21 protein-coding genes are annotated in these 24,075 nt (G+C 60.4%); 13 read left to right on the forward strand and 8 right to left on the reverse strand.

Annotated features, from left to right (window positions below):
• Window positions 1–26: 26 nt before the first annotated feature.
• Entirely contained in the window at window positions 27–1,034 is a 1,008-nt protein-coding gene (dctP, locus tag ACN0S5_RS19030) for a TRAP transporter substrate-binding protein DctP (protein ID WP_417210364.1), read from the reverse strand.
• Window positions 1,035–1,719: 685 nt separating this feature from the next.
• Here dctP (ACN0S5_RS19030) and ACN0S5_RS19035 point away from each other — a divergent pair.
• Window positions 1,720–2,412: a GntR family transcriptional regulator gene (locus ACN0S5_RS19035; protein ID WP_417210366.1), complete on the forward strand. Its 693-nt coding sequence runs from the start codon at window positions 1,720–1,722 to the stop codon at window positions 2,410–2,412.
• A 3-nt stretch (window positions 2,413–2,415) separates the two neighbouring features.
• Here the strand turns inward: ACN0S5_RS19035 and ACN0S5_RS19040 are convergent, their stop codons facing one another.
• The 4 genes from ACN0S5_RS19040 to dctP (ACN0S5_RS19055) all read right to left on the reverse strand — a co-directional run bounded on the left by ACN0S5_RS19040 (window position 2,416) and on the right by dctP (ACN0S5_RS19055) (window position 5,727).
• On the reverse strand, window positions 2,416–2,859 hold the full coding sequence (locus ACN0S5_RS19040; protein WP_417210368.1) for a type II 3-dehydroquinate dehydratase: 444 nt from the start codon (window positions 2,857–2,859) through the stop codon (window positions 2,416–2,418).
• A gap of 4 nt (window positions 2,860–2,863) precedes the next feature.
• A complete protein-coding gene (locus ACN0S5_RS19045) occupies window positions 2,864–4,165 on the reverse strand; it encodes a TRAP transporter large permease (protein WP_417210370.1) in 1,302 nt (433 codons plus the stop codon).
• Entirely contained in the window at window positions 4,162–4,671 is a 510-nt protein-coding gene (locus tag ACN0S5_RS19050; protein ID WP_417210372.1) for a TRAP transporter small permease, read from the reverse strand. Before ACN0S5_RS19050 ends, ACN0S5_RS19045 begins: the two co-directional genes overlap by 4 nt.
• A 72-nt stretch (window positions 4,672–4,743) precedes the next feature.
• Window positions 4,744–5,727, reverse strand: coding sequence for a TRAP transporter substrate-binding protein DctP (gene dctP, locus ACN0S5_RS19055; protein ID WP_417210374.1), 984 nt, complete (start codon window positions 5,725–5,727; stop codon window positions 4,744–4,746).
• 754 nt (window positions 5,728–6,481) lie between these two features.
• Here dctP (ACN0S5_RS19055) and repA point away from each other — a divergent pair.
• The 3 genes from repA (at window position 6,482) to repC (ending at window position 9,942) form a co-directional block, all read left to right on the forward strand.
• Window positions 6,482–7,681 (forward strand): plasmid partitioning protein RepA, encoded by a 1,200-nt coding sequence (repA, locus tag ACN0S5_RS19060; RefSeq protein WP_417210376.1) that lies wholly within the window; start codon window positions 6,482–6,484, stop codon window positions 7,679–7,681.
• Window positions 7,681–8,649 carry a plasmid partitioning protein RepB gene (repB, locus tag ACN0S5_RS19065; protein ID WP_417210378.1) on the forward strand — a complete coding sequence of 323 codons (969 nt, stop codon included), beginning with the start codon at window positions 7,681–7,683 and terminating at the stop codon, window positions 8,647–8,649. The genes repA and repB overlap by 1 nt, the downstream gene beginning before the upstream one ends.
• Before the next feature lie 240 nt (window positions 8,650–8,889).
• Complete coding sequence (repC, locus tag ACN0S5_RS19070; protein ID WP_417210380.1) at window positions 8,890–9,942, forward strand: plasmid replication protein RepC; 1,053 nt, start codon at window positions 8,890–8,892, stop codon at window positions 9,940–9,942.
• An 853-nt stretch (window positions 9,943–10,795) separates the two neighbouring features.
• On the opposite strand, the gene ACN0S5_RS19075 is transcribed toward repC, so the two are convergent.
• A complete protein-coding gene (locus ACN0S5_RS19075; protein WP_417210382.1) occupies window positions 10,796–11,110 on the reverse strand; it encodes a hypothetical protein in 315 nt (104 codons plus the stop codon).
• A gap of 325 nt (window positions 11,111–11,435) precedes the next feature.
• On the opposite strand from ACN0S5_RS19075, the gene ACN0S5_RS19080 reads away from it, so the two are divergent.
• A complete protein-coding gene (locus tag ACN0S5_RS19080; protein WP_417210418.1) occupies window positions 11,436–11,588 on the forward strand; it encodes an aldehyde dehydrogenase family protein in 153 nt (50 codons plus the stop codon).
• A gap of 116 nt (window positions 11,589–11,704) precedes the next feature.
• Here ACN0S5_RS19080 and ACN0S5_RS19085 read toward each other — a convergent pair whose 3' ends face one another.
• Window positions 11,705–13,258 carry a hydantoinase/oxoprolinase N-terminal domain-containing protein gene (locus tag ACN0S5_RS19085; RefSeq protein WP_417210384.1) on the reverse strand — a complete coding sequence of 518 codons (1,554 nt, stop codon included), beginning with the start codon at window positions 13,256–13,258 and terminating at the stop codon, window positions 11,705–11,707.
• Window positions 13,255–14,334, reverse strand: a complete 1,080-nt coding sequence (locus ACN0S5_RS19090; RefSeq protein WP_417210386.1) for a DUF917 domain-containing protein — start codon at window positions 14,332–14,334, stop codon at window positions 13,255–13,257. The genes ACN0S5_RS19085 and ACN0S5_RS19090 overlap by 4 nt, the downstream gene beginning before the upstream one ends.
• 160 nt (window positions 14,335–14,494) lie before the next feature.
• Between ACN0S5_RS19090 and ACN0S5_RS19095 the strand changes: the two genes are divergently transcribed.
• The 8 genes from ACN0S5_RS19095 (at window position 14,495) to maiA (ending at window position 24,062) form a co-directional block, all read left to right on the forward strand.
• Entirely contained in the window at window positions 14,495–15,421 is a 927-nt protein-coding gene (locus tag ACN0S5_RS19095; protein ID WP_417210388.1) for an AroM family protein, read from the forward strand.
• A 94-nt stretch (window positions 15,422–15,515) separates the two neighbouring features.
• A complete protein-coding gene (locus tag ACN0S5_RS19100) occupies window positions 15,516–16,196 on the forward strand; it encodes an AroM family protein (protein WP_417210390.1) in 681 nt (226 codons plus the stop codon).
• Between the two features lie 37 nt (window positions 16,197–16,233).
• Complete coding sequence (locus ACN0S5_RS19105) at window positions 16,234–17,826, forward strand: ABC transporter substrate-binding protein (protein WP_417210392.1); 1,593 nt, start codon at window positions 16,234–16,236, stop codon at window positions 17,824–17,826.
• Between the two features lie 57 nt (window positions 17,827–17,883).
• Window positions 17,884–18,891: an ABC transporter permease gene (locus ACN0S5_RS19110; protein ID WP_417210394.1), complete on the forward strand. Its 1,008-nt coding sequence runs from the start codon at window positions 17,884–17,886 to the stop codon at window positions 18,889–18,891.
• A complete protein-coding gene (locus ACN0S5_RS19115; protein WP_417210396.1) occupies window positions 18,888–19,799 on the forward strand; it encodes an ABC transporter permease in 912 nt (303 codons plus the stop codon). The genes ACN0S5_RS19110 and ACN0S5_RS19115 overlap by 4 nt, the downstream gene beginning before the upstream one ends.
• The gene (locus ACN0S5_RS19120; protein ID WP_417210398.1) at window positions 19,796–21,430 is read left to right on the forward strand and encodes a dipeptide ABC transporter ATP-binding protein; all 1,635 of its coding nucleotides are present in this window, start codon (window positions 19,796–19,798) and stop codon (window positions 21,428–21,430) included. Before ACN0S5_RS19115 ends, ACN0S5_RS19120 begins: the two co-directional genes overlap by 4 nt.
• 656 nt (window positions 21,431–22,086) lie before the next feature.
• Entirely contained in the window at window positions 22,087–23,436 is a 1,350-nt protein-coding gene (gene hmgA, locus ACN0S5_RS19125; RefSeq protein WP_417210400.1) for a homogentisate 1,2-dioxygenase, read from the forward strand.
• On the forward strand, window positions 23,433–24,062 hold the full coding sequence (gene maiA / locus ACN0S5_RS19130) for a maleylacetoacetate isomerase (protein WP_417210401.1): 630 nt from the start codon (window positions 23,433–23,435) through the stop codon (window positions 24,060–24,062). The genes hmgA and maiA overlap by 4 nt, the downstream gene beginning before the upstream one ends.
• The last annotated feature ends 13 nt before the right edge of the window (window positions 24,063–24,075 follow it).

Here is a 24,075-nt window from a genome sequence, read left to right on the forward strand (position 1 = left end):
TGTGCTGCTCCTTGAAGGATGCTGAATTACTGGCCCGACGTGGCCGTCATCGTCTGGTGAAGCGTCTTGTCGCCGTCGAAGCCCTTGTCAGTCATGCGGGATTTCCAGTCGTCAAATACCGGCTGAGTGTTCACATCGGCGAATATGGCGGACATCGCGTCTTTGGAGGCTTCGAAATAGGTTGCGCCCTCGGCGGTCATTCCGTCCACGCATTCTGCGGTATTGGCCGCAAAGTTCGCCCACATCTCGGCCTCGACGGCGGCGCCCGCGGCGGTCAGAGCGGCCTGTTCGTCGGCGCTGAGCGCGTTCCATGTGTCTATATTGATCAGGATCGCCCACCCCTGGATCGGGCCGATCTGCCAGTTGCCGATGTGCGAGGCGGAGCGAAACAACTCTTGCTTGAATGCATAGCAGGAGGGGGTGAACAGGCCGTCGATCACCCCGCGTTCAAGACCGGCGGCCATTTCGGACGCATCCAGCGGGGTCGGCAGCGCGCCCAACTGGCTGATGAAACGGGCCGTTTCCGCATTATGGACCCGGATCTTCAGGCCTTTGAAGTCTTCCGGGCGCTCAACAGGTTTTGTGGTGAACAGATTATGGGTTGCCCATGCGCCTTCGGCCACCACATGTGAATGCCAGTTGTCGTTCCACAGAGTCCGAAGGTCTTCGCGCCAAAAGCCGGCGAGGACGTCTTGGTAGTCCTCTGCGGTGCGGATGACGCCCGGCAGGTTCTGAAGCCCCATCACCGGCTCGGACCCGGACAGATAGGGGTGCACGGCCACCACCGCATCGACAACGCCATCCCGCACAGACGGTGCCAACTGTGCGCCTTTCAGAAGCGAGTCGTTGACGATCACCGTCAGTTGACCCGGCATCTCTGCGGCGACCTTTGCGGCAAACAGATGCGACGCCTTTTCAACGGTCGTGCCGGGCACGGCCATGGTGCCAAGAAGCAGTTCTTTCGCCTCCGCCGTCGCCGCTGTCGCGACAGCACCAATAAGCGAAATGGCCGTGAGTGCGGTTCTGAAGTTCATGATGGTCCTCCTCCCATGGCACGGATGATCCGTCGCCTTGATGAGTTTCTTACCCATTACTGTGTAAAAATAAAAGTCATGATTACATTTTTGGCAAGAATGGTCGTGCGGGATGACAAACGCCTCAGCTAAGGCCTTGTTAAAAAACAGGTTCGAAAAGGCTCGTCGTCCATGTCTCCAAGCACGGGTAATGTGGTACGGCCCTGCCCTGACATATGCCGTCAGTCAGGGCAGCAGACACATTTCCGCAACTTCACGGGGCAATCTGGAACAAACACGCCCCGTAGACCCTGTTTGGCGCCGATTCGCGGAAAAGGTTCCTAGATCCGGCCCACAAAGCCGCAATGGCGGCTCGGGGTGGTGTGAAAATGCGGACTGGCGCGGCTTTGTATGTGCAAGATAGGTGCATTTGCACAGTGCTCAGGTGACATCGCGGAGGCTTGCGCCGTGCTGCCGCCCGCCGAGGATTTTGGCGACTTTGGCCACATCGTCGACAAGAGACCGGGATACCGACCAAGGCGCGATCCATGCGCGTCAGACCCGGCGGTATCGGCTGTTCTTGTTGCCCCTTCGATCGTATGATGAAAGACCCTCAGGCAAGAATACGACCACTTCATAGGATTTCCGGACCGCAATCAGTGTCTGTATGGATCGCGGTGGGTGCGTCATGAGAAAGAAGGCAGATTTGGACACCAAGACATTCTTTGAGGATAGCGGGAACGAATCCATCGCCGAAAAAGGTCTGCGCCGGATCCGCTCCGACATCATCCGCAACGATCTCGCGCCCGGAAGCAGGCTGCGGCTGGAACGGTTGCGCGAAACCTATGGCACCAGCGTCACCACGTTGCGTGAGATCCTGAGCCGGCTCGTTGTCGAAGGATTTGTGGAGGCGCAGGGCAACCGGGGGTTCAGTGTCGTCGGGGTGAGCGAGGCCGATCTGCGCGACATTTGCGAAATGCGATTGCTGCTCGAATGCAATGCGCTTCGGCGGTCAATCGCTGCCGGGACGCTGGCATGGGAAGCGCATGTCGTCGCCAGCCATCACAAGCTTCGTACAATCGAGACGCAGTTGATCGCGGGGGACCGCGACCGCAGTCTGGTGTCGCAATGGGTGCAATACGACTGGGACTTTCATCATGCCACGGTCATGGCCTGCGACATGCCGGTCCTGAAGGTGACGCATTCCAACATGTTCGACCGTTATTTGCGCTACCATCTTCTTGCGCTGGATTTTCGCGGCAGACCGGCGGCGCAGGAACATGAACGTCTGCGCGATCTGGTGGTGAGCCGCCAGACAGACGCCGCCATCGACTTGCTCAACGCACATGTGCATGCGGGGATGGAACACATATTGTCGACCGGAAAGATCCCGGTGTAAACATCACGCCGCCCGCTCGGCGACAAGGTCGCGCAGCAGGCGGACCGCATGGCCGTATCCGCGCGCTCCGGCACCGGCCATGACTGCCGTCGCCACCGCTGAAACCAGCGATTTGTGATACATCGGCTCACGCTTGTGGACGTTGGTGATGTGGAACTCGATCATCGGATGCGGATACATCTTGAGCGCATCCATCACCGCCATCGAATAGAAGGTAAAGGCGGCAGGATTGATCAGCAGTCCGGCGGAGTCGTCGATGGCCTCGTGAATCCAGTCGATCAGTTGCTGTTCGGAATTGGTCTGGCGGAACACGATGTCGGCGTCCCCACCGGCCTCCCGGCAGATCGCCTCGACCTCGGCCAGCGTGACGCGCCCGTAAATCTCGGGTTCGCGGTGGCCCAGCCGGTTCAGGTTCGGGCCATTCAGCACATAAATCGGTTTGGTCATGGGATCATCCGTTGTAGCCGAACAATCGCGGCAGCCAGAGCGAGAGGTCGGGGAAAAGCGTGATCGTGAGCAACGCGACAAGCAGCGCCAGAAGAAACGGCAGGATTTCCCGGATGATCTGGCCCAGCGAACATCCCGAAATGCTGGTCATCACGAACAACAGCAATCCATAAGGCGGCGTGATCAGCCCCAGCATGATGTTGACGACGCAGACGATGCCGAAATGCACAAGGTCGATCCCCAGCAGATTGGCCGTGGGGATGAAGACCGGCACCACCACCAGCAGGATCGTGGTACCTTCCAGCAGACAGCCAAGGACCAGAAGGATAACGTTGACCAACAGCAGGAACGCGATCGGCGACAGATCGTATCCGGCAAGGAACCGGCTGAGCGTCGCGGGCACGTTCTCGACCGTGACGACGTAGTTGAACACCAGTGCGCCTGCGATCAGCATCCCGATGGAGGCGGTGGTGCGCGCGCTCGACAGGACTGAATCGTAGGCCGATTGCAGCGTCACGCTGCGGTACAGCAGAACCGAAACCAGCAGCGCATAGAGGGCGGCAACGGCAGCCGCCTCTGTCGGGGTTGTCACCCCGCCATAGATACCGCCCAGCAGCACCACCGGCATCATCAACGCCGGAAAGGCGTTCAACGTGATGCGCGGCAACTCGATCAGAGGGATCGGATTTTCGACCGGAAAGCTGCGGCGGCGCGCAGTCGTGACGATGATGATGACCTGCACCAGCCCCATCAGCAGTCCCGGCAGCACCCCGGCCAGAAACAGAAAGCCGATAGAGGCATCCGACACCAGCGCATAGATCACCATGGGGATGGACGGCGGAATGATCGGGCCGATCACCGCAGTCGAGGCAGTCAGCGCGGCGGCAAAGGCCGGCGGGTACTTGCCCCCCTCGGTCATCATCTTTTGCATCATCTTGCCCGACCCGGCCGCATCGGCGATGGCCGACCCGGACATTCCGGCAAAGATGATCGACTGCGCCACGTTCACCAGCGCCAGACCACCGGGAAAACGGCCGACAAAGGCATTGCAGAAGGCCAGCAGCCGCAATGTGAGGTTGCCCGAATTCATCAACTCGGCCGCAAGGATGAACAGCGGCACCGCCAGCAGGATGTAGCTTGAGAACATGCCGTTCAAAAGCTGTTCCGCCGCCGTACCCATGTCCGAGCCGGTCAACATCAGGTAAAAAATCGAGGAGGCGATCATCGCATGGCCGACCGGCAGGCCAAGCAGCGCCAGCAGCACAATCGACAGGATCGACGCGGTAAAGGGATCGAGCCAGCTCATTGCAGCCCGCTCCCGCGCGCGTCATCCGCCACGCCTTGACCTGTCAGTGCCCGCCAGAACAGGCAAACATAGCGCACAAGGACCGCGACCGCGAAGAGGATGTAGATGCTGTAGACATAGTCATAGCGGATATCGAGATAGGAGGTTTCCTGGATTTTCATGAAGGTGACGTAGTCCCAGACAGCAGGCAGCGACACGCCGTAGAGAAACAACAGCGCCGCGCAGGACAGCAGGGCCATAAGGCGTCGGATGCCCGGCCCCATCATGCTCAGCAGGAAGTCGAACCGTATCTCGTCGCGTTCGCGCAGGACAAAGGCCGCCCCCCAGAGCACCAGCCACAGCCACATGATGATGGTCAGTTCCGACGCCCCGCCCGACGGCAGGTTGAGCAGGTAGCGAAAGGCCACCTGCACGATGAAGGCACCGAACATCACCGCCAGCATCAGCGCCGCGATGTTCTCTGCCCGCCGGTGTAGCCATGCCCCGATCTTTGCCAGTCTGTCCACGACCTTGCCTCCCGTTGTCGATTGGATCGCGCCCGGTGCGCCGGGCGCGATCCACGGCTCAATTCCGGGCGCTCACAGCCCGTTGATCCGGTCCAGCATCCCTTCCGGCCAGTCGGCGGACAGCTCGGAGTCCAGATAGGCCTTTTGCGCATGCGCCCGGAATGCGTCGACGTCCGGCGTGTGGATCTTCAGCCCCTTCTCCTCGAAGAAGGCGCCCAGTTCCTGCTCACGGGCAAGATGCTGTTGGGTGCTCCACTCGATGGCCTCATCCGCCGCCGCCTGGAATGCCGCCCGCTCTTCGTCGGTGAACCCCTTCCAGACCTTGTCCGAAATCACCAGCAGGTCGTAGCCGACAAGGTGCGACGTGCGCACGATCTGGTTCATGACCTCGTAGAACTTCATATTCTCGACGTTCGGATAGGGGTTGTCCTGCCCGTCGATGGCCCCGGTCTGCAACCCGGTATAAACCTCGGCATAGGCCATCGGGGTCGGGTTGGCCCCAAGCGCGGTGCCAAGGAATTGCCAGGCATCGCCACCGGGCATCCGCAGTTTGACGCCGGACATGTCATCGGGCGTGTTGATTTCCTTGTCGATCCGCAGGCCGACCTGACGGGTGCCGAAATAGGTCGGGCCAAGGATATGGATGCCAAGCTGGTCTTCGGCCTGCGCGATCATTTCGGCCCCTGCGTCGCTCGCGAAAAAGGTCTTGAGGTGATCGGCGTCCCTGAACAGATAGGCCGACGTCAGGATCGAGAACGCCGGGATCTGGGTTGCGATGTCCTGAGGCGCGATGTTCCCCAATTCGAGGTTACCGCGCTGAATCGCAACGATCTCGGTGGTTTGCTTGAACAGGGTGCCGCCATAGTAAAGTTCAAGGTTCGCGATATCCGAGACGGAGTCCGCCAGCTTTTTCATCATGTCCGCCCGGATGTCCTGCTCCGAAAAGACGGCTGAAAAGCGCAGTTTGGGTGCGTCCTGCGCGAAGGATGGCGCTGCGACGGTCAGCGCCAGAGCAGTGGCTGTCAACCCGCCGAGTAGAGTTCTGCGTTTCATCATGGGCTCCTCCCAGTTCTGTCATACGAAAGTAAAATCATAGGACGATACTTGTTTAGTAGTGTGATTGGGATCGCCTGTAAAGATGGGGACGACGCCTCTGCGCCTTGCGCATTCGCCTGCCGGAACTGCTAACAGGGGTTTTCCACGCCAGTTATTGCTGGACGCTGGGACAGATCAGGGTGGCGGCCATTGATGAGATTGCCGGCGGTCCCTTCCAACAGTGGAGCGATGGCGGTCTAGGCGCGCGCGCAGTCCCCCTGCCCGCCCATTGCCAGCGGTGCGAAGACCGGGCCTCCCTTGCGGGCGGCGAAACATCCCGCGGTTATGGCGGCGCGATATGGCTTGGAGACCCGTGCTGCGCGCCGCTATTGGCGCCTTGGCCCCGTGTAGGCACTTGTGGCTGGAAACCGCCCGGTAAAGCGCGATCATCGCTTGCGGGAATCATCGCCGCAGCCGACTTGGAGTCACCGGAATATCCAATAAAGGCTTAGAGTTAGGTCACAAGTGCAAGACCGCTCACGCGGCGACCAGTCACGACCGCCCTTCCCTTATCGTTCGAAAACAATGGGTTACAGGGAGGCGACGGCATCTCTGCCGATTGGTGCTGTGGATAACTTTTCCACTACATTTAGATTCTTCTTGCCGGACTCAGAGGTTCGTGGCATTTCCATTCTGACGGCAAAACGCGTCAGACGCGGCTTCGACCGTCAGAACGATAAAGAGCCTTAGAAAAGGCCATGAGAGGCGGCAGAATATGGATGATCGAAATACGGGCTACGTGCAAGGACTAGGCTCTTCCGACATCGGAGCATTCGCGGACAGTCTTGCCGAGTCGCTTGACCGGCAGATGAAAGTTGCGTTCGAGCCGGAAGAACGCAAATCCTTGCGCCGCTTCAGCTCTACCGAGGTTGCCGAACTGCTGCGGGTCAGCCCGTCGAACCTGCGCAATCGCCACAAAGATGGCAGTTTCCCCGAAGTCCACACGGACGGGCGCGGTCACAGGTTCTACACGGCCGAAGAAATTGACGCGCTCCGCAGCATTCTGGCGCGGACCGGGAAAAACGCTGACTCGTACCGACCCGGTCGCCGTGAGGGCGATCGCCTTCAGGTCATTTCGGTCGTGAATTTCAAAGGCGGCAGCTCAAAGACAACGGCGACGATCCATTTGGCACACCGCTATGCCCTGCGCGGTTACCGTGTGCTCGTCTTGGATCTCGACCCGCAAGCCAGTTTGACAACCTTTTTCGGCTTCCGGCCAGAGCTCGAATTTGCCGAAGGCGGCACCATCTATGACGCCCTGAGGTACGAGGATCAGGTTCCACTTTCGGACGTGATCCAGAAAACCTATTTCCACAAGCTCGACATGGTGCCAGCCGGCTTGATGTTGTCCGAGTATGAGACCGAGACAGCGAACGCACTTGCGCGCCGCGTCCAGCCGATTTTCGCGGAACGCCTCGCCCTCGCGTTGGAACAGGTCGAGTCAGACTACGACATCGTGCTGATCGATTGCCCGCCACAACTTGGCTTTCTCACATTGACGGCACTGGCGGCGTCGACCGGCCTGCTTGTCACAGTCGTTCCCGGCATGCTCGACATCGCGTCGATGAGCCAGTTCCTCAAGCTTGCATCGGAAACGATCAAAGCCGTCGAAGAAGCGATTGGACGGCAGGTCACCTGGGACTTCGTCAAGTTTCTGATCACACGCTACGAGCCGTCGGACGGACCGCAAACGCAAATGGCCGGCTACCTGCGGTCGATCCTCGCGGGCCAGGTCATGACAGAGCCGATGCTGAAGTCGACGGCCATCTCGGACGCTGGTATGACGCAGCAGACAATCTACGAGGTGGACCCCAGCCAGCTTATTCGGAAGACGATTGACCGGGCCTTGACCAGCGCGAACAGCGTTGCCGATGAGCTGGAGCAGACAATCCAGATGGCTTGGGGGCGTCGCTGATGGCCCGCAACATTTTCAACCAACCTCCGAAAGACCAGAAAGAGACGGCGGCCCCCTCCCCTGCCCCGGTCAAACCCACAAAGCTGCCCGGCTCTGTTGGCGGATTGCGGGATTCTCTGCGTGAGATCACCGCCAATTCAATCCGGGACATCGAGCCGGACAGGATCGACATTGACGGTCTCAGGGATCGCCTGATCCTTGAAGACAGCAGCATAGACGATCTCGCCGAGAGCATTCGCAAGCATGGTCAGCAAGTCCCGATCATGGTGCGCCCGTCAGACCAACCGGACCGATACCGCATCATCTATGGGCGTCGAAGGCTTGCCGCCATCCGCAGGGTTGGCGGAACGGTCAAAGCCATTGTCCGGACGCTGGATGACGATGCCTCTCTGATCGCGCAAGGCCAGGAAAACAACCTGCGCCTTGACCCGTCTTTCATTGAAAAGTCCCTTTTTATCAAAGAGATGCAAGGGGCAGGATATAAGCCGAGCGTGATTCAGGACGCACTGGGCCTGACCCGTCAGGGTGTATCGAACCATCGGGTGATCATCGAACAACTGCCCGACGAACTTGTCCGACTTATCGGACCGGCCCATGGCGTAGGTCGGCGACAGTGGGGTGATCTGGCCGCACTTTCAGCGAAGGTGCCGCTTGTCGACATTGCGCGGGAAACACTTGCCACCCTGCCCGACGCCACCGCCAGTTCAGACCGGTTTCAAGCCGTCTACCTCGCCTGTTCCAACAAGGCACGGGGCACGGTCGCCCGGCGCGCCAGCGGCCAAACGACCGTGGTAAAAGACAAACATGGTCGCCCTGTCGGCACACTTTCAGTTGATGGCAAACAGGTCGCCATCAAGATCACCCGCAAGGACAACCCGGAATTCGGCCAATGGCTCGAAGAGCGCGCGGAAACCACGCTGCGACAGCTTTTCGAACAATGGCAGAATGAGAGAGGCTCGGGGACCTGAGCCCCGGCCACAACAATAAACTCGAGCAGAGGAGCAAGGCGAAGGCCAGAAAGAAAAGAGCCCCCCAAGGTTTCCCCCGGAGAGCCCTCATCATCTGATTAGCACCTGTGATGTAGCAATTTCCGACATACCGGTCAAGAGTCACCGATTCGGTGGACGTCTTTTTGTTGCCTTTTCTCGCCTGAAAGCGCGGGAAGAGCCGGGAAAGCTGTGGGCCGACACGGTCGTCGTTCAACACACATGGCATTCACAAAACTTTCCGTACAATGCGCGGGCGGCCAAGGCACCGTCCCCGCCTCCACACCCGAAACCGACATCTGGGCGATCTTCCGCGCGCTCAGAGACACCCGCAGCCTGTTCGGGCTTCGTCCCGCGCATGTCCAAACACTCCAGGCGATGCTGAGCTTTCTCAAGCCCGGACATGGCGATACTGTATTCGCATCCAACCATGAGATCTGCCGCCGAATTGGCGGGATCGATGAACGGACCCTCCGCAGGCACATTGATCGCTTTGTGGATCTCGGCTTCATGAAGCGCCACGACAGCCCAAATCGGAAACGATATCGGGTGAAGTCGTCCGATGGCCGATCCATCAGCTATGGCCTGTCGCTCACCCCTTTGCTGGCCCGCGCCGGTGAGTTGCTCGTGGCCGCTCAGGAGATGGAAAACGCCCGCCGAGATCGCGTGTTCTTGAGAAAGCAAATCCTGACCAAACTTGCACACCTCGATGAGGTCGAACCCGACAACGGTTTCACTCAAGAGGTCCGGCGCGTGCTTCGGAGAAAGCTGTCGATCCCAGAATACCATGCGCTTCTCAGCGAACTGGATGGCCAAATTGAACGCATGTCCACCACGGTGGACGCTCCGGAAACGATGAAACTGCCCGCCAACGACGGGCAAAATGTCCGGCACCATTCTAAGTCTGAAAAAGAACAAAAAGATTTAGAAAGAACGAACGACCACGAAACACCTGAACTGAAGACCCTCACAACGGTGTGTGATCAGGCCAGATCGTTCACCACAAGTCCATTGAGAGACTGGCTTGACGTGGAAAACCATGCCCGGACACTTGCTCCAATGATGGGAATACATACAAGCACCTTCGAGCAGGCAGCCAAGAAGGTAGGATCGCAAAAGGCCTCCTGCGCTATCTTCCTGATCCTGCAACTGGGCAACCGTATCCGGAACTTCGGAGCCTACTTCCATAGCATCACGCTCGGACGCAGAGAACCGGCCTTCAATCCATCGCACTTGCTGGAAAGGCTTTCGCGTTCCGAGGGAACCCATGCGTGATGTCCACCGCGGTGGACATCTTGAGAGGACGAGGGCGGCTGTGAAAAGGGTGATGGGAAGGACAGGAGGCTTGGCACAAACGACGCTCATTTCCGGTATCGTGCGGGTCCGCAACTGCGCCATCCTTGGCAAGGAAACCTCTTTCGGAACGAGCAAACCGCGCCACGAAAGGGCAGGGGGCGCGGATATTTTCGCCTTGGCCTGTATTAAACCAGGGGGGTTGTATTGAACCGGGGGGACGCACCATTGACCGGCCATTGTCGTTCTATGGATTTCAAAACCGCGACAAGAGAGTTTGTTTGCCCGACGTCGCGACGTGCCAACCGCATCCTGCGCAGAGAAAGCGAATGCGTGGCTAGGACAGCACAATCAGTCAGCGGTCTCTTGCGCCAACCTCTCGCCAAAGGCGGCGCTTGGTGTCTGTTATGTGGCCTTGCGGTTGCGGTCCTTGCCGGTATCGAACGCAGGGCACGGCTGGCTGAACTGACGGCGGAAAGCGCACGCCTAAACGCTGTCGCCTCACACCGCGTCGACCAGCATGATGTGCATCTGACGGCGCTCTCGGCCATCGCGACAGTTTGCGACACAGCCCGCCGGAATCAACCGCATGGGACAGCGCCTCCGTTCTCGATGGTCGACTTACTGGGGCGTACCAAAAAGCCGCTGAATGACCCCAAGCTTTGCCCACCACCTCCAGTTTCGCTTCAACTCCTGAAACCGTGAAGGGATATCTTTTGCGGAAGCATTTTGAAAAATACGAAACAGACTCGAGGCCACAGGCAATTGCGCCTTCGGTGACAGGCTGCCGAACGCTCCATACGCAGGTTCAAATAGAATTTTTGGGGCGGTTATTTCAGGGCCGCCGTGAACAGGCGTTCAAGCTGCCAATTGGAAACACCCAAGAACTCAGCAACTGTTCGGCGGCCAGCGTGGCAAATTCGGTGTCCGTTTGGTCGATCACGATGTTCCGGTTGCAGAGCGTGACCGCATCAAAGGTTTCCGAAAAGCTTTCCCGGTACGGCCAGTGTATGGTCGCTGATTTTCCGTTCAGGTGCCCGGCGCGCGCCAGTACATGAGCGCCCATGCACAGGCCACCGATGCTTGCGCCAAGCTTCGCCGGGAACACGCGGTGCAGCGCGGTCTTGTTGCGTATGTCGCACCGGTTCACAGAGGTTCCGTATTGTGAATTATCACTTTTGCATTACGGAACTGTCGCCCCGGAATGCCGCGGGTCAGACCAAGTCGCGCGGGGGAGGGGTCCATGGTGGCTCACCATCGAAATTTCATCGGCGGCTCATTTGTCGCAACAAGGGGTGGCAACCATATTCCGGTTCTCACCCCAGCGACCGGCGAAGTCCTGTCCGAGATTCCGGACGCCGTTACCGTGGCCGACTTTCTCACCGCCGTTCTCAAGCGGCAAATTACAGTGACTACGGGCCGACCTCTTCCTTCTATACCCGCGACATCGGCAAGCGATGCGCACGTGACGCGAGATCAAGTTCGGCGCGACCTACATCAACCGAGAAAATTTCGAAGCCATGCAAGGCTACCACGCCGGAGTCCGTAAGTCTGGGTTCGGCGGTGCCGACGGCAAGCACGGTCTCTATGAATATACACAGACCCATATGGTCTATCTACAGAACTGAAATTCCCCAACCTGACCGGGCCATATTCTGGCCCGGCTCATATTCGGTTTACAAATCTTAGGTGTTTGATCCCATCGTTCGATGGTGCGCTGCCTTCTCAGGAAGGGAAGGAAGCACTAAGCTTCTTGGCCGATATCGCCGACGACCCGTACGCGCACCCGGCGCGACCCGCCGGGCAGATAGGCAATCGGAATGTCCTCGGTTTCGATGGTCTTAATGCTGCCGGGCACGGCACCGGCCTTGCGGGCACGGGCGTCGGCGATGCGTTCGGCTTCGGCAAAAGCCGCATCGCGCGACATGCCGCTGAAGACCTGATCTACCTCGCCCGAGACCTGGGCCATGGCCGCTCCAAGCGCGTTCGCCACGCCGGCATGTTCGACACGATGTACCCGTGCGACGCCCTTGAGCTTGTCGGGGATCAGGAACGAACCGCCCCCCACCGCAATCAGGTCAACGTCATCGGCAGAGGTCTTCATCCGGTCGATGCTGTCCTCGATCATGCTGACAGAGCGCTTCAGCAGGGATTGCACAAGTGCGGGATCGAGATCGCGGACCGCAGCCTTGTCGCCGATATCCGCCCTTCCGGACGCCACCGCAAGGTCGGTCGCGGTCAGGGTCCGGCCGCCGAAGACCCGCGCCTCCTGGGTAATCCGATAGCCGACGCTGCGCGGACCGATCCGGCCGCTTTCGGGATCGACAATCGATCCGCCGCCCAACCCTATCGGGAGCAGATCGGGCATGCGGAACAAGGTGCGGACGCCGCCGATCTGCACGATATTGTTGGCCTCGCGCGGGAAACCGTCGATCAGGCAGCCGATATCGGTGGTGGTGCCGCCGACGTCCGCCACCATGGCGTTGGTGAGTCCGGTCAGGAAGGCTGCGCCGCGCATCGAGTTGGTGGGACCGGAAGCAAAGGAATAGACCGGGTTGCGCGCTGCGATCTCGGCCAGGACCACAGTGCCGTCATTCTGCGTCAGATAAAACGGGGCCGTGATGCCGGCCTCAGCCAATGCCGTGCGGAAGGCGTCGACGGTCTTTTCGCCCAACTGTTGCAATGCGGCGTTCAGCATGGTGACGTTTTCGCGCTCCAGAAGGCCGATCCGGCCCAACTGGTGCGACAGGGTGATGCGGACGTCCGGGATGATCCCGGCGACGATCTCGGCGGCCTCTTCCTCGCATTCCGAAGTCAGAGGCGAGAAAAGCGCGGTGATGGCGACCGAGCGGATGCCGGCATCGGCGATCCGGCGCGCGGCTTCGGCTATGGCGCGGCGGTCCAGCGGCACCAGCGGGCGACCGTCGTATTCGTGCCCGCCCTCGACCATGAAGACCATGGGATCGACCAGCTGCAACAGGTCGTCCGGCCAGTCCGATCCGGGCGGGAGAGAGGCCGCTGCCGGCATTGCGATGCGGATCACGCCGATCCGCTCCATGTTGGAGCGTTCGATCACCGCATTGGTGAAATGTGTCGTGCCGATCATGACCGCGTCAATCGGGCGGTCTGCTCCGTTGCCCGCGCTGGCGCTTTGTTCCATCACGCCGCGGATCGTGTTGACCACGCCGGTCATCACATCCGAGGTGGTTGGCACCTTGATCGAAGACAGGATGCGCTCTCCGTCAATCAGCACCGCATCCGTGTTCGTGCCGCCGACGTCTATTCCGATACGTTTCATTGTGCAAACACCGATTTGAAGTCAAAGTCATAGCCGAAGGCGCGGGGGCCGACGTGTTCCAGCCCTTTTGCACCGCGCAGGATTTCGGGCGCAGGCAGGGCGATGGCGGTGACCCGTTGGCCATAGCGTACCGTTTCCGTCCCGATGGCCTCGCCGTTTTCACTGTCGAGCAGGCAGATCAGGTCTGGTGTCATGGCGATGGGATCGCCGTCGCAAAGCGCGACGATCCATTCGTTCTGGAACTCCAGCACCAGTTCGCGGTCACGGTCGCCATCCAGCCCTGCAATCCGCGCCTGTCCGCGCAGGAAGCCGCCGGTTGTCGTACGGTCCACATCGACGACCTTGCCGGTAAACAGCCGTTGGCCGCCTTCCAGGTCGAGGATCGCCTTGACCGGATCGGAATGAGTGCGCCGGGCATCCAGCACGGCGCGGCCAAGCCGGGTGGCCTTGGTGACCGTATGCAGCACGCCCCATTCTTTGACCTCGGCGCCTGTGCGCGGCGCCTTGCACGTGGCGGAGGTTGAGCCAAGCTCGGTGCAGACGCTGCGCGACACGCGCTCCATCCATTTCCACGATGCCGCCTTGGCGACAATCGCCTCATTCGCGCGGCAATCGACCATGGTCAGCGGGTACATCTTGAGATCGCCAATCGCGAAACTGGTCATCTGCGCTTCGGGATAGGCGCGGCCCATCGCGTCGGCGTCCACCACGGGAATATCCAGAAGAGCCGCGGCCAGGAAGGGCGACAGGGCGTTGCCGCCGCCGATCTCGATGCTCATGACGGCGGCGAACTTGCGGCCGATGGTTTCCTCCATCAACTGCAATGCACGCGCCAGATGTGCCGGGTCGACAAGCCGTTCCTGCCCGACAAGCGGTGCGCCCATCTTCGAGACGACGGCAACCGGATCGTCATCGTTCAGGTCTTCCGGCGCGATGATCCGGCAGGTCTTTCCTGCGGCGTAGAGTTTCTTGAGGTTGAGCTGGGCGAGGTAAGGGTTTCCGCCTCCGCCCGTGCCGAGTATCCAGGCGCCTACGGCGAGCGGATCGATATCTTCGGCTGGGAATTCTTGGGTCATCGTCAACTCCATCTTGTTGACGCCAAACTACAGGGCAGGGGGGGTGCCCGGTATAAGGGTGTGCCCCTAGATCGGCCAAAGCCGCGGTAATGCCTGCCGATTTCGTGTCTGGCGGCTTGAATATCTTGAGTTTTCCGGAGTGCAAAAATAGCATCGATGAATGCAGATCAGCCCGGACCCTCCCACGCCACGTGTCCTTGTCGTCACCATCGGGCACTCGCCGCGCCCGGACTTGATCGACGAGGTTTTCAGCCGTTTGAAGCTGCCGCTAGACGCGACCGAGCTTGGCTTGCTGGACGGACTCAGCGGCACTGAAATCGATGAGATGCGCGCGGGTCGGCGGGAACCGGTCATCGTGACCAGCCTTGCCAATGGCGCGACGATCGAATTGTCGCGGGCAAAGACCGCTCAACGGGCCTTTTCCGTCATCGCCGCGATACCACCCGGCGCCTACGCGCTTGTCGTGCTGATGACCACCGGCATTTTCCGCGACCTTGAAAGTACCTGTCCGACAGTCAATACCCAGCGAGCCGTCGAATCGGCGATCATCTCCATGGCCGCAGAGGGGGAAACGGTCGGTATCGTCTTTCCCGCAGAGAGGCAGGTTGGCGAGGTGGATATTCCTGCCCTGTCGCTGTTCGATGTGCGGGTCGATTATGCCCGGCATGGCAACACGGCGGATCTGGAGCGCGCGGCCGGGGCGCTGGCGGATTGCGCCTATATCGTCCTGAACTCCGTGGGCTTTACAGAAAATGACCGAGAGCTGGTCGCCGCGCTCACCGGTAAACCGGTCATTCTTCCGCGGCGCATCATCGTCAGTTCGATCCAGTTGATCCTCAGCACCGCGCGTCAGCCGGCGTCGTCTGTCTTTGCCGAAAGGGTGCAGGACCGCGTCGACCGTCTGACGAACCGTGAACGTCAGGTGATGTCTCTTGTCTGCGAAGGCCTGTCCAACAAGGCCATCGCCCAGCAGTTGGACATCAGCTACAAAACCGTGGAAATCCATCGCTCCAACGTGCTGAAGAAGATGGAAGCGCCATCCTCGGGCGCGCTGATCCGGCTTGTTGTGGGCGCGGGTCTGACGTGACCTGCGGCGGCTAGGGAGCGCCTAGGGGATCACCCGTATTGTTTGGTTTCGGCCTGTCCGTAAGCTTAAACCAACAACAAAGCGGACCCCCGGAATGCCTGATACACTCCGAATAGCTTTCGTCACCATCGGCACCAGCCCTCGGGCCGATATCGTGCCCGAAATGGTGGAAGACATCCTGAACGGTCGCCCCGCCAGCGCCCTGAGCGTCGAGGAATTCGGTGTGCTTGATGGGCTGAGCGAGGCGGAGTTGGACGTCATGCTGGCCAAAGGCGATGAGCCGCGCTTCGCAACCTCGGCTGAGGACGGCCGCGAAGTGGCGGTGTCGATCGGACGGACCGAAGAACGGCTGAACGCGCTGCTCTGTCGGATCGACGGTATGGGGTTCGACCTGATCGTGCTGCTGTGCACCGGAACCAAGATCACCCCGCTGACCCACACCATGGTGATCGAGGCACAGAAAGTCGTCGATCATGCCATCGAAGCGGTCACGCTCCCCGCCGGACGTCTGGGGATACTGCTGCCGCTGGAGGCGCAGATCGAAGGCTTTGCCGCCCGCCATCCCTTTGCCGTCGATGCCACGATTGCTGCGGGATCGCCCTATGACGGCGCGGCACTGGCGCCGCGCGTCGTCGATCTGGCGGACTGCCCGATCATCGTCATGCACTGCATGGGTTACACCGGCGCGATGCGCGACGCACTGCGCGCAAATCTGCCGGGCCACGTTTTGCATGCCCGCGGGCTCGTCTCGGCCCATGTCCGACAATTCCTGTGATCCCTGCATGCCCGAAATCCAACGAGAGGAAAACAACATGAACGCCAAATTCGCCCGCCGATCCTTTTTGGCCATGGCTGCCGCCAGCGCCGGGTTTCTGGCCTTGCCGGCCCATGCCTTCGAGCGCACGGCCAACGGCAATATCATCGTCTTTGCCGGTCGACAGCCGATCCCGGTGCTGGACCCGCATGTCCGGTACGACTGGTCGACCCGCATGGCGCAGCAGGCGCTCTATGATGCGCTGGTCAAATACGAAGGCGACCCGGCCGAAATCAAGCCATGGCTGGCCCAGTCCTGGGAGGTCAACGACGAAGGCACCGTCTGGACCTTCCGCCTCGATCCCGCTGCTACCTTCACAAACGGTGATCCGGTCAATGCCGAGGCGGTGCGCTATTCCTTCGAACGTGCGCTGGTTTTGAACAAGGGCGTGGCCTGGATGCTCAAGTCAGTCCTGGACCCGCAAGGCGTGCGCGTGGTCGATGACACCACGGTTGAATTCACTCTGAACGCGCCCTTCGCGCCGTTCCTGTCCTTCCTTCCGTGGTGGTACATCGTCAACCCTGTGCAGGTCATGGAAAACGAGATCGATGGCGATTACGGGCAGGGCTGGCTGACCAGCAATTCTGCCGGGTCCGGTCCTTTCGCGCAGGGCCGCTGGGAACAGAACGTGCTGTATGAACTCACCGCCCGCGACGGTTACTGGCGTGGCTGGTCGCAGGGCGAGAAACGCCCCGCAGGTGTCATTTATCGCATCCTGCGCGAACCTTCGGCGCAGAAAGCGGCCCTTCAGCGCGGCGAGGCCGACATTGTCGAGGGCCTGACCAGCGACGATTTCGCCCTGCTGGAAAACCGACCGGGCATCAAGATCGAGGACCACAAGGGTGTCACGACCTTCGGCGTGAAGTTCAACACCCAGGTTGGCCCGACCGCAGACATCAACCTGCGCAAGGCGATCGCCTATGCCTTTGACTATGACGCGCTGCTCGCGGTCTACAACGGTGCGGCCAGTCTTGAGACCAGCCCCTTTCCGGACGCGATGATGGGCCATATCGAGGTGCCCGGCATGCCGCGCAAGGATCTGGACAAGGCCCGCGAATACCTGGCCAAGTCGGACTATCCCGACGGTGGCCTGACGCTGAAATTCGTACATGTCGCAGGGCACGAAGAAAGCCGCCGGATCGCGCTGGTCATGCTCGACTCGCTCAAGGCGCTGAATATCAACGTCGAATTGCAGCCCGAGCAATGGCCCAACATGGTGGCGCTGGGTTCCCAGGTCGACACTGCGCCAAACATGGTGTCGGTCTTCACCACGCCGGTCTCGACCGATCCGGATGCGGTGGCCTACCAGTACCACAAGAACAGCTGGGGCCAGTATTACGCCATGGCGCATTACGACAATCCGGAGGTCAGCCAATGGATCGACGAGGCCCGCGCCACCACCGATGAGGCCATGCGGAAGGATCTGTATGCAAAGATCCAGACCCAGATTGTGGCCGATCAGCCCGAGGTCTTTGGTATGCTACAGAACCGCCGGTGGGCACGCCGTGACTATCTGAAAGGCTTCCAATACAGCCCGGTTCACTTCACCGGTGAGGTCGATCTCTATCAGCTCTGGATCGACGCGGAATAATCCGGCGGGCCGGCCGCCAAGGCCGGCCTCACGCAATTGGGGGGTCAGAACGCAATGTTGACATTCACCTTAAAGAAACTGCTCACGCTTGTCGGCACGATGCTTGGGGTGGCGGTCCTGACCTTCCTGATCACCAATGTCGCGCCGGGCGATCCGGCGCGCCTGGTTGCCGGGCCCAACGCGACCGAGGACATGGTGGAAACCATCCGGGTGGAAAACGGGCTCGACAAACCGCTGATCATTCAACTCGGGGTCTATCTTGGGAACATGGTCCAAGGCGATCTGGGCACTTCGATCATCTCAACCCGCCCGGTTCTGGAGGAGTTGTGGCGCCACACGCCGGCGACGCTGGAACTGGTGTTCGTGGCGATGGGGCTGGGTATCGTCTTTGGCGTCGGCCTCGGGGTTCTGTCAGCAGTCTGGCGGGACGGTTGGTTCGACCAGGTCGTCCGGGTGTTCTCTATCTCGGGTGTGGCACTGCCAGCCTTCTGGTTCGGTATCCTGCTCCAACTCTATTTCGCGGTGCAACTGGGCTGGCTGCCGGTTTCGGGCCGCTTCCCATTGGTGATGTCGCCGCCCGATGCGGTTACCGGTTTCTATCTGATCGACAGTTTGATTGCCGGCGACCTTGCCAAGTTCGGCACCGCGTTGTCCTATATTCTGTTGCCTGCCATTGTGCTGTCCTTTCCCTGTCTTGCCTCGATTCTCCGGGTCTGCCGGTCTGAGATGATCGAGGTGCTGCAATCCGACCACGTCATCGCGGCACGGGCGCATGGGCTTTCGCGACGCCGGGTGATCGGGTTCTATGCCTTCAAGAACGCGCTCTTGCCGACACTGGCCATCATCGGCCTCAGGTTCGGTTGGATGCTGGGCTCGACCGTCCTGGTGGAATCGGTGTTCGACTGGCCGGGGTTGGGGCTTTACGCCGTATCATCGGCGCTGGCGTCGGATTTCAAGCCGGTGATCGGCGTGACGCTGATCATCACCTTCTTCTTCGTCCTCATCAATACACTCGTTGACCTGGCCTATGCATGGGTCGACCCCAGACTGAGGAAAGCGGCATGACCCAGATTGACGCAAGCCCCGCCAAGCCCGGCTTTCGCGAACGCAATGCCAGCCGGATTCGCATGTGGCGTCTCTATGTCCACACGCTGCGCCGGAGTTTCACCTCGATGGTCGGGCTGGCGCTTGTAGCAGGCTTCCTGTTCCTCGCCGTTTTCGGGCCGATGATTGCACCCTACCCGGAAGATGCCGCAGGGGCGATCCATATGTCGCAGCGGCTGATGCCGCCAAGCGCCGAGCACTGGTTCGGCACCGATGAAATGGGCGCCGACATCCTGTCACGGGTGATCATCGGGGCGCGCACCTCGCTCTGGATCGGGCTCCTGATCACCGGGATTGCCGCGCTGATCGGCGTGCCGCTGGGCATCGTTGCTGGCTATCAAGGCGGCTGGACGCGGGCCATCATCATGCGGCTGACCGACCTGTTCCTGTCGGTGCCGGGGCTGGCGCTTGCTCTGGCCATTGTCGCGGCGCTGGGGCCGGGGATCACCAATTGCGTGCTGGCGCTGTCGCTGGTTTGGTGGCCAGGTTATGTGCGGCTGGTCGAAGCCAAGACGCTTTCCGTGAAAGAAGAGCTTTTCGTCGAATCCGCCCGCTCCATCGGCGCCAGGACGCCCTGGATTCTGTGGCACCACATCTTGCCCAACTGCCTGTCGCCGGTGATCGTCAAGGTCAGCCTCGATATCGGCATGGCCATCCTCGCCGCGGCCTCTCTGGGCTTTATCGGTCTCGGTGCGCGTCCGCCCAGCCCGGAATGGGGTGCCATGATCTCTATCGCTCGGACCTACATGCCGGACTGGTGGTGGTATTCCGTCTTCCCCGGCGCAGCGATTTTTCTGACCGTCCTGGGCTTCAACCTGCTGGGCGACGGGCTGCGTGACATTCTTGACCCGAGGAGCCGTGACAGATGACCAGCTTGATCAAAATTCAGGACTTCAGCCTCGATATCGACACGTTCGACGGAACGCTGCATGTGCTCAAGAACATCTCACTCGAAATCGAGCGTGGAGATACCTTCGGTATCGTGGGTGAAAGCGGATCGGGCAAATCGGTGCTGGTGCGCACCATGCTCGGGATCGGCCCCTCAAATGCGCGTCATGTCGACGGAAAGATGACCTTTGACGGTATCGACCTGACCGCCCTGACCGAGAAGGGCTGGCGCAAGCTGCGCGGGATCCGGATTTCCATGATTTTCCAGGATCCGATGACCTATCTCAATCCGCTGATAACCGTCGGCACCCAGATCATCGACGTGATCGCGGCGCACCGACGCGCGGCGGGCAATCCGGTGGGGACAAAAACCGAACGGCTGGAGTTTGCCGCCGATCTGTTGGCGCAGGTGGATATTCCCGATCCAGCGCGGGTTCTGGATCAATTCGCCTTTCAGCTATCGGGCGGGATGCGCCAGCGGGTGCTGATCTCGATGGCGTTGGCCGGTCATCCCGACGTCCTGATCGCGGATGAGCCGACGACGGCGCTTGATGTGACGGTGCAGGCGCAGGTTCTGGATCTGATCAACGATCTTGCGCAACGGCTGAACCTTACGGTGATCTTCATCAGCCACGATATCGGTGCGGTCGCCACCGTGGCGAAGAAATGCGCGGTGATGAAGCACGGCGAAATCGTTGAGCAGGGCACGACGCGTGAGATCCTGACCGCGCCCAAACACCCCTATACGGTGGAATTGCTGGACGCCGTGCCCGAGCTTGGCACCGGAACCGGGGAGGTGCCGCAGACCGCGCCGACCGAGAACCCGATCCTTACAGTCAGCAACTTGCGCAAGCGGTTCAATCTTGCGGGTGGTGGCACTCTGGACGCGGTAAAGAACGTGTCGTTCTCGGTTGAAAAGGGCGAAATCCTCGGCGTTGTGGGCGAAAGCGGATCGGGCAAGTCGACACTGGCACGGATGATCCTGCGGCTGATCGAGCCAACCTCCGGGTCTGTTCGCTTTGAGGATCGCGAGATCACGCAGCTTTCACCGGCGGAGATGCTGGTGGCGCGGCGGGACATGCAGATGGTCTTTCAGAACCCGCATTCGGCGCTGAACGGGCGGCATACAATTGGCGACGCCATCACCGAGCCCTTGCGGTTGAACCGGAAAATGTCGCGACTCGAACGCGAGCGCCGCCTCGACGAGTTGCTCGATATCGTTCACCTGCCGCGGATCATGAAATACCGCTACCCGCATGAACTGTCCGGCGGGCAGAAACAACGCGTCTGCATTGCGCGCGCCATTTCGCTCAACCCCAAGCTCCTGGTGCTGGACGAGCCGACGTCGGCGCTCGACGTGTCTGTGCAGGCCAAGGTGTTGGACTTCCTGAAGCAGCTTCGACAAGAAATGAACCTGACCTACCTGTTCATATCGCATGATCTGGCAGTGGTCCGCGAACTCTGCGACCGTTGTCTTGTGATGCGGCGCGGCGAAGTCGTCGAACAAGGACTTACGGGCGCGGTTTTCTTCACACCGAACCACGAATACACCCGCGCGTTGATCGCAAGCGGGCAGAAAACATCGAAAGATGCCGCTTTGGCAATGGTATGAGGTGAGCATGCCTTTGGTGTTCTCGACTTGATCCGGGCGGTGGCGCACAGCGGCTTTCCCGTCGATGGAGGACATCGGCGCGGCGCTTTGAAGCTTTGTCCGGGGTCCGTTTGATCCCGACCTTGCGGTCCAGTTTCTGGTTGGTGTCGGAGTCCAGCCTTGGCCGGGCGCGAGGCGGAAGGGCAGGGTGGTCTGACGGTGTTTCCGACACCGAAAAAGCCGAAGACGTCGACCTGATTGCCTTCCTCACCTCAGACCTGCCGAGTGATGAAGCGACGATGATGGCTGCGGAGTGATCTGCGCCATCCGAGGGCGGCTTTGTCCGCCTTGAATCTGATAAAGTTCGTCATATCAATAAGGTAAGCACAAAACTTGGCGTTCAGGATGAGGACTCATGACTGCAACGACTATTTTGATGCTGCGGCCCTTGCCGAACTCCCAGTTCTTGCAGAAAACTCCCTTGCAACGATGGCTACAGCGGCACCGAAAACGGCTTGCAGGACGTTGATGCAAGGGCCGTGGGCCAGCGATCCGCGCCCACGGCGACGAATTCCACCTGGTGAAACGCTTTCTCGACCCTGACAGGCGCAGCGACATAGAGTTCTGGAAGTTTTTGGCCGGTGAAACGGCCTTCAGATCTACCAGGAGGCGTCGACATGAACGTTCAGGACAAGGCAGAACTCACAAAGGCGGATGGCAAAACAGTCACCCCCGGTTACATGCCAGGCTTCGGCAACGATTTCGAGACCGAGGCCCTGCCGGGTGCCTTGCCGCAGGGCATGAACAGCCCCCAGAAATGCAATTATGGCCTCTACGGCGAGCAGTTGTCCGGAACGGCCTTTACCGATGTACGTCCCGAACGCACCTGGTGTTATCGCATTCGACCCTCGGTCAAGCACAGCCACCGCTACGAGAAGATCGATCTGCCCCATTTCCGTTCGGCCCCCGACATCCACCCGGATGTGACCAGTCTGGGCCAGTATCGCTGGGACCCGGTTCCGCATTCGGGAGACAAGCTGACTTGGCTTACCGGCATGCGCACCATGACCACGGCGGGCGATGTGAACACCCAGGTCGGCATGGCGAGCCATATCTATCTTGTGACCGAATCCATGGTCGACGACTACTTTTTCTCGGCCGATAGCGAGCTTCTCGTGGTGCCGCAGGAAGGCCGACTGCGCTTCGCCACCGAACTCGGGATCATCGATCTCGAACCCAAGGAGATCGCCATCCTCCCGCGTGGCCTCGTCTATCGGGTCGAGGTGCTGGACGGTCCTGCGCGCGGCTTTGTCTGTGAAAACTACGGCCAGAAATTCGAGCTGCCGGGCCGCGGACCCATCGGGGCAAACTGCATGGCCAATCCGCGCGATTTCAAGGCCCCGGTGGCCGCCTTCGAAGACCGTGAGGCGGCGTCGACGGTGACGGTAAAATGGTGCGGCCAATTCCACCGGACCGAGATCGCCCAGAGCCCGCTCGACGTTGTCGCCTGGCATGGCAATTACGCGCCCTACAAATACGACCTGCGCACCTATTGCCCGGTCGGCGCGATCCTGTTCGATCATCCCGACCCTTCGATCTTCACCGTGCTCACCGCGCCCGGAGGCCAGGCGGGGGTGGCCAACATCGACTTCGTGCTGTTCCGCGAGCGGTGGATGGTGATGGAGGATACCTTCCGCCCGCCTTGGTATCACAAGAACATCATGTCCGAGTTGATGGGCAACATCTACGGCGAGTATGACGCCAAGCCGCAGGGCTTTGTGCCCGGCGGTGTGAGCCTGCACAACATGATGCTTCCCCATGGCCCAGATCGCGAAGCGTTCGAGAAGGCGTCGAACGCCAATCTCGGCCCGGACAAGCTCGACGACACCATGTCCTTCATGTTCGAGACCCGTTTCCCGCAGCACCTGACCCGGTTCGCAGGCAAGGAAGCGCCGCTTCAGGAGGATTACATCGACGTCTGGAAAAGCCTCGAAAAGAAGTTCGACGGCACGCCGGGCAAGAAATGAGGCTCTATACCTATTGGCGGTCCACCACGTCCTACCGTGTGCGGATCGCCCTGAACCTCAAGGGACTGACTTTCGAGACGGCCCCGGTGAACCTGGTGGCAGGGGAGCAGGGGGCGACGGATTACGTCGCTCTGAATCCCGGACGCGGCGTGCCGACGCTTGTGCTTGAGGACGGCACTGTTTTGACCCAATCCATGGCAATCCTCGACTGGCTGGAGGAAACACATCCCCAACCTGCGCTTCTGCCCGCAGAGCCGGTGGCAAGAGCGCAGGTTCGCGCGGCCGCGCTGACCATCGCCGCCGATGTACATCCCGTGAATAACCTGCGCGTCGTCGCGAAGCTGAAATCCATGGGCCATGGTCAGGACGAGGCGGTGTCCTGGATGAACGACTGGATGACGCGCGGCTTCGCCGCATTCGAGCGGCTGATCGCACCAGAAACGCCGTTCTGCTTTGGCGAGGCTCCGGGGCTGGCCGACCTCTGCCTCGTGCCGCAACTGTATAACGCCCATCGCTGGGGGTGCGATCTCGCACCCTTCCCGCGCCTGACCGGGATCGAGGCCCGCTGTCTTGCGCTGCCGGCCTTCAAGGCCGCTCTCCCCGAGAACCAACCCGACGCCACCTGAAGAAGGATATTCC

This window comes from Antarctobacter sp. (genome assembly GCF_048262615.1).
GTDB lineage: Bacteria > Pseudomonadota > Alphaproteobacteria > Rhodobacterales > Rhodobacteraceae > Antarctobacter.

What these genes read in the sequence shown, in the direction of transcription:
- hmgA (WP_417210400.1), top strand. Translation starts at nt 22,087, where the DNA reads ATGAACGTTCAGGACAAGGCAGAACTCACAAAGGCGGATGGCAAAACA.
- ACN0S5_RS19040 (WP_417210368.1), bottom strand. Translation starts at nt 2,859, where the DNA reads ATGACCAAACCGATTTATGTGCTGAATGGCCCGAACCTGAACCGGCTG.
- repB (WP_417210378.1), top strand. Translation starts at nt 7,681, where the DNA reads ATGGCCCGCAACATTTTCAACCAACCTCCGAAAGACCAGAAAGAGACG.
- ACN0S5_RS19105 (WP_417210392.1), top strand. Translation starts at nt 16,234, where the DNA reads ATGAACGCCAAATTCGCCCGCCGATCCTTTTTGGCCATGGCTGCCGCC.
- dctP (WP_417210364.1), bottom strand. Translation starts at nt 1,034, where the DNA reads ATGAACTTCAGAACCGCACTCACGGCCATTTCGCTTATTGGTGCTGTC.
- ACN0S5_RS19100 (WP_417210390.1), top strand. Translation starts at nt 15,516, where the DNA reads ATGCCTGATACACTCCGAATAGCTTTCGTCACCATCGGCACCAGCCCT.
- ACN0S5_RS19095 (WP_417210388.1), top strand. Translation starts at nt 14,495, where the DNA reads ATGCAGATCAGCCCGGACCCTCCCACGCCACGTGTCCTTGTCGTCACC.
- ACN0S5_RS19045 (WP_417210370.1), bottom strand. Translation starts at nt 4,165, where the DNA reads ATGAGCTGGCTCGATCCCTTTACCGCGTCGATCCTGTCGATTGTGCTG.
- maiA (WP_417210401.1), top strand. Translation starts at nt 23,433, where the DNA reads ATGAGGCTCTATACCTATTGGCGGTCCACCACGTCCTACCGTGTGCGG.
- ACN0S5_RS19115 (WP_417210396.1), top strand. Translation starts at nt 18,888, where the DNA reads ATGACCCAGATTGACGCAAGCCCCGCCAAGCCCGGCTTTCGCGAACGC.
- ACN0S5_RS19085 (WP_417210384.1), bottom strand. Translation starts at nt 13,258, where the DNA reads ATGAAACGTATCGGAATAGACGTCGGCGGCACGAACACGGATGCGGTG.
- repC (WP_417210380.1), top strand. Translation starts at nt 8,890, where the DNA reads ATGGCATTCACAAAACTTTCCGTACAATGCGCGGGCGGCCAAGGCACC.
- ACN0S5_RS19120 (WP_417210398.1), top strand. Translation starts at nt 19,796, where the DNA reads ATGACCAGCTTGATCAAAATTCAGGACTTCAGCCTCGATATCGACACG.
- ACN0S5_RS19090 (WP_417210386.1), bottom strand. Translation starts at nt 14,334, where the DNA reads ATGACCCAAGAATTCCCAGCCGAAGATATCGATCCGCTCGCCGTAGGC.
- dctP (WP_417210374.1), bottom strand. Translation starts at nt 5,727, where the DNA reads ATGATGAAACGCAGAACTCTACTCGGCGGGTTGACAGCCACTGCTCTG.
- repA (WP_417210376.1), top strand. Translation starts at nt 6,482, where the DNA reads ATGGATGATCGAAATACGGGCTACGTGCAAGGACTAGGCTCTTCCGAC.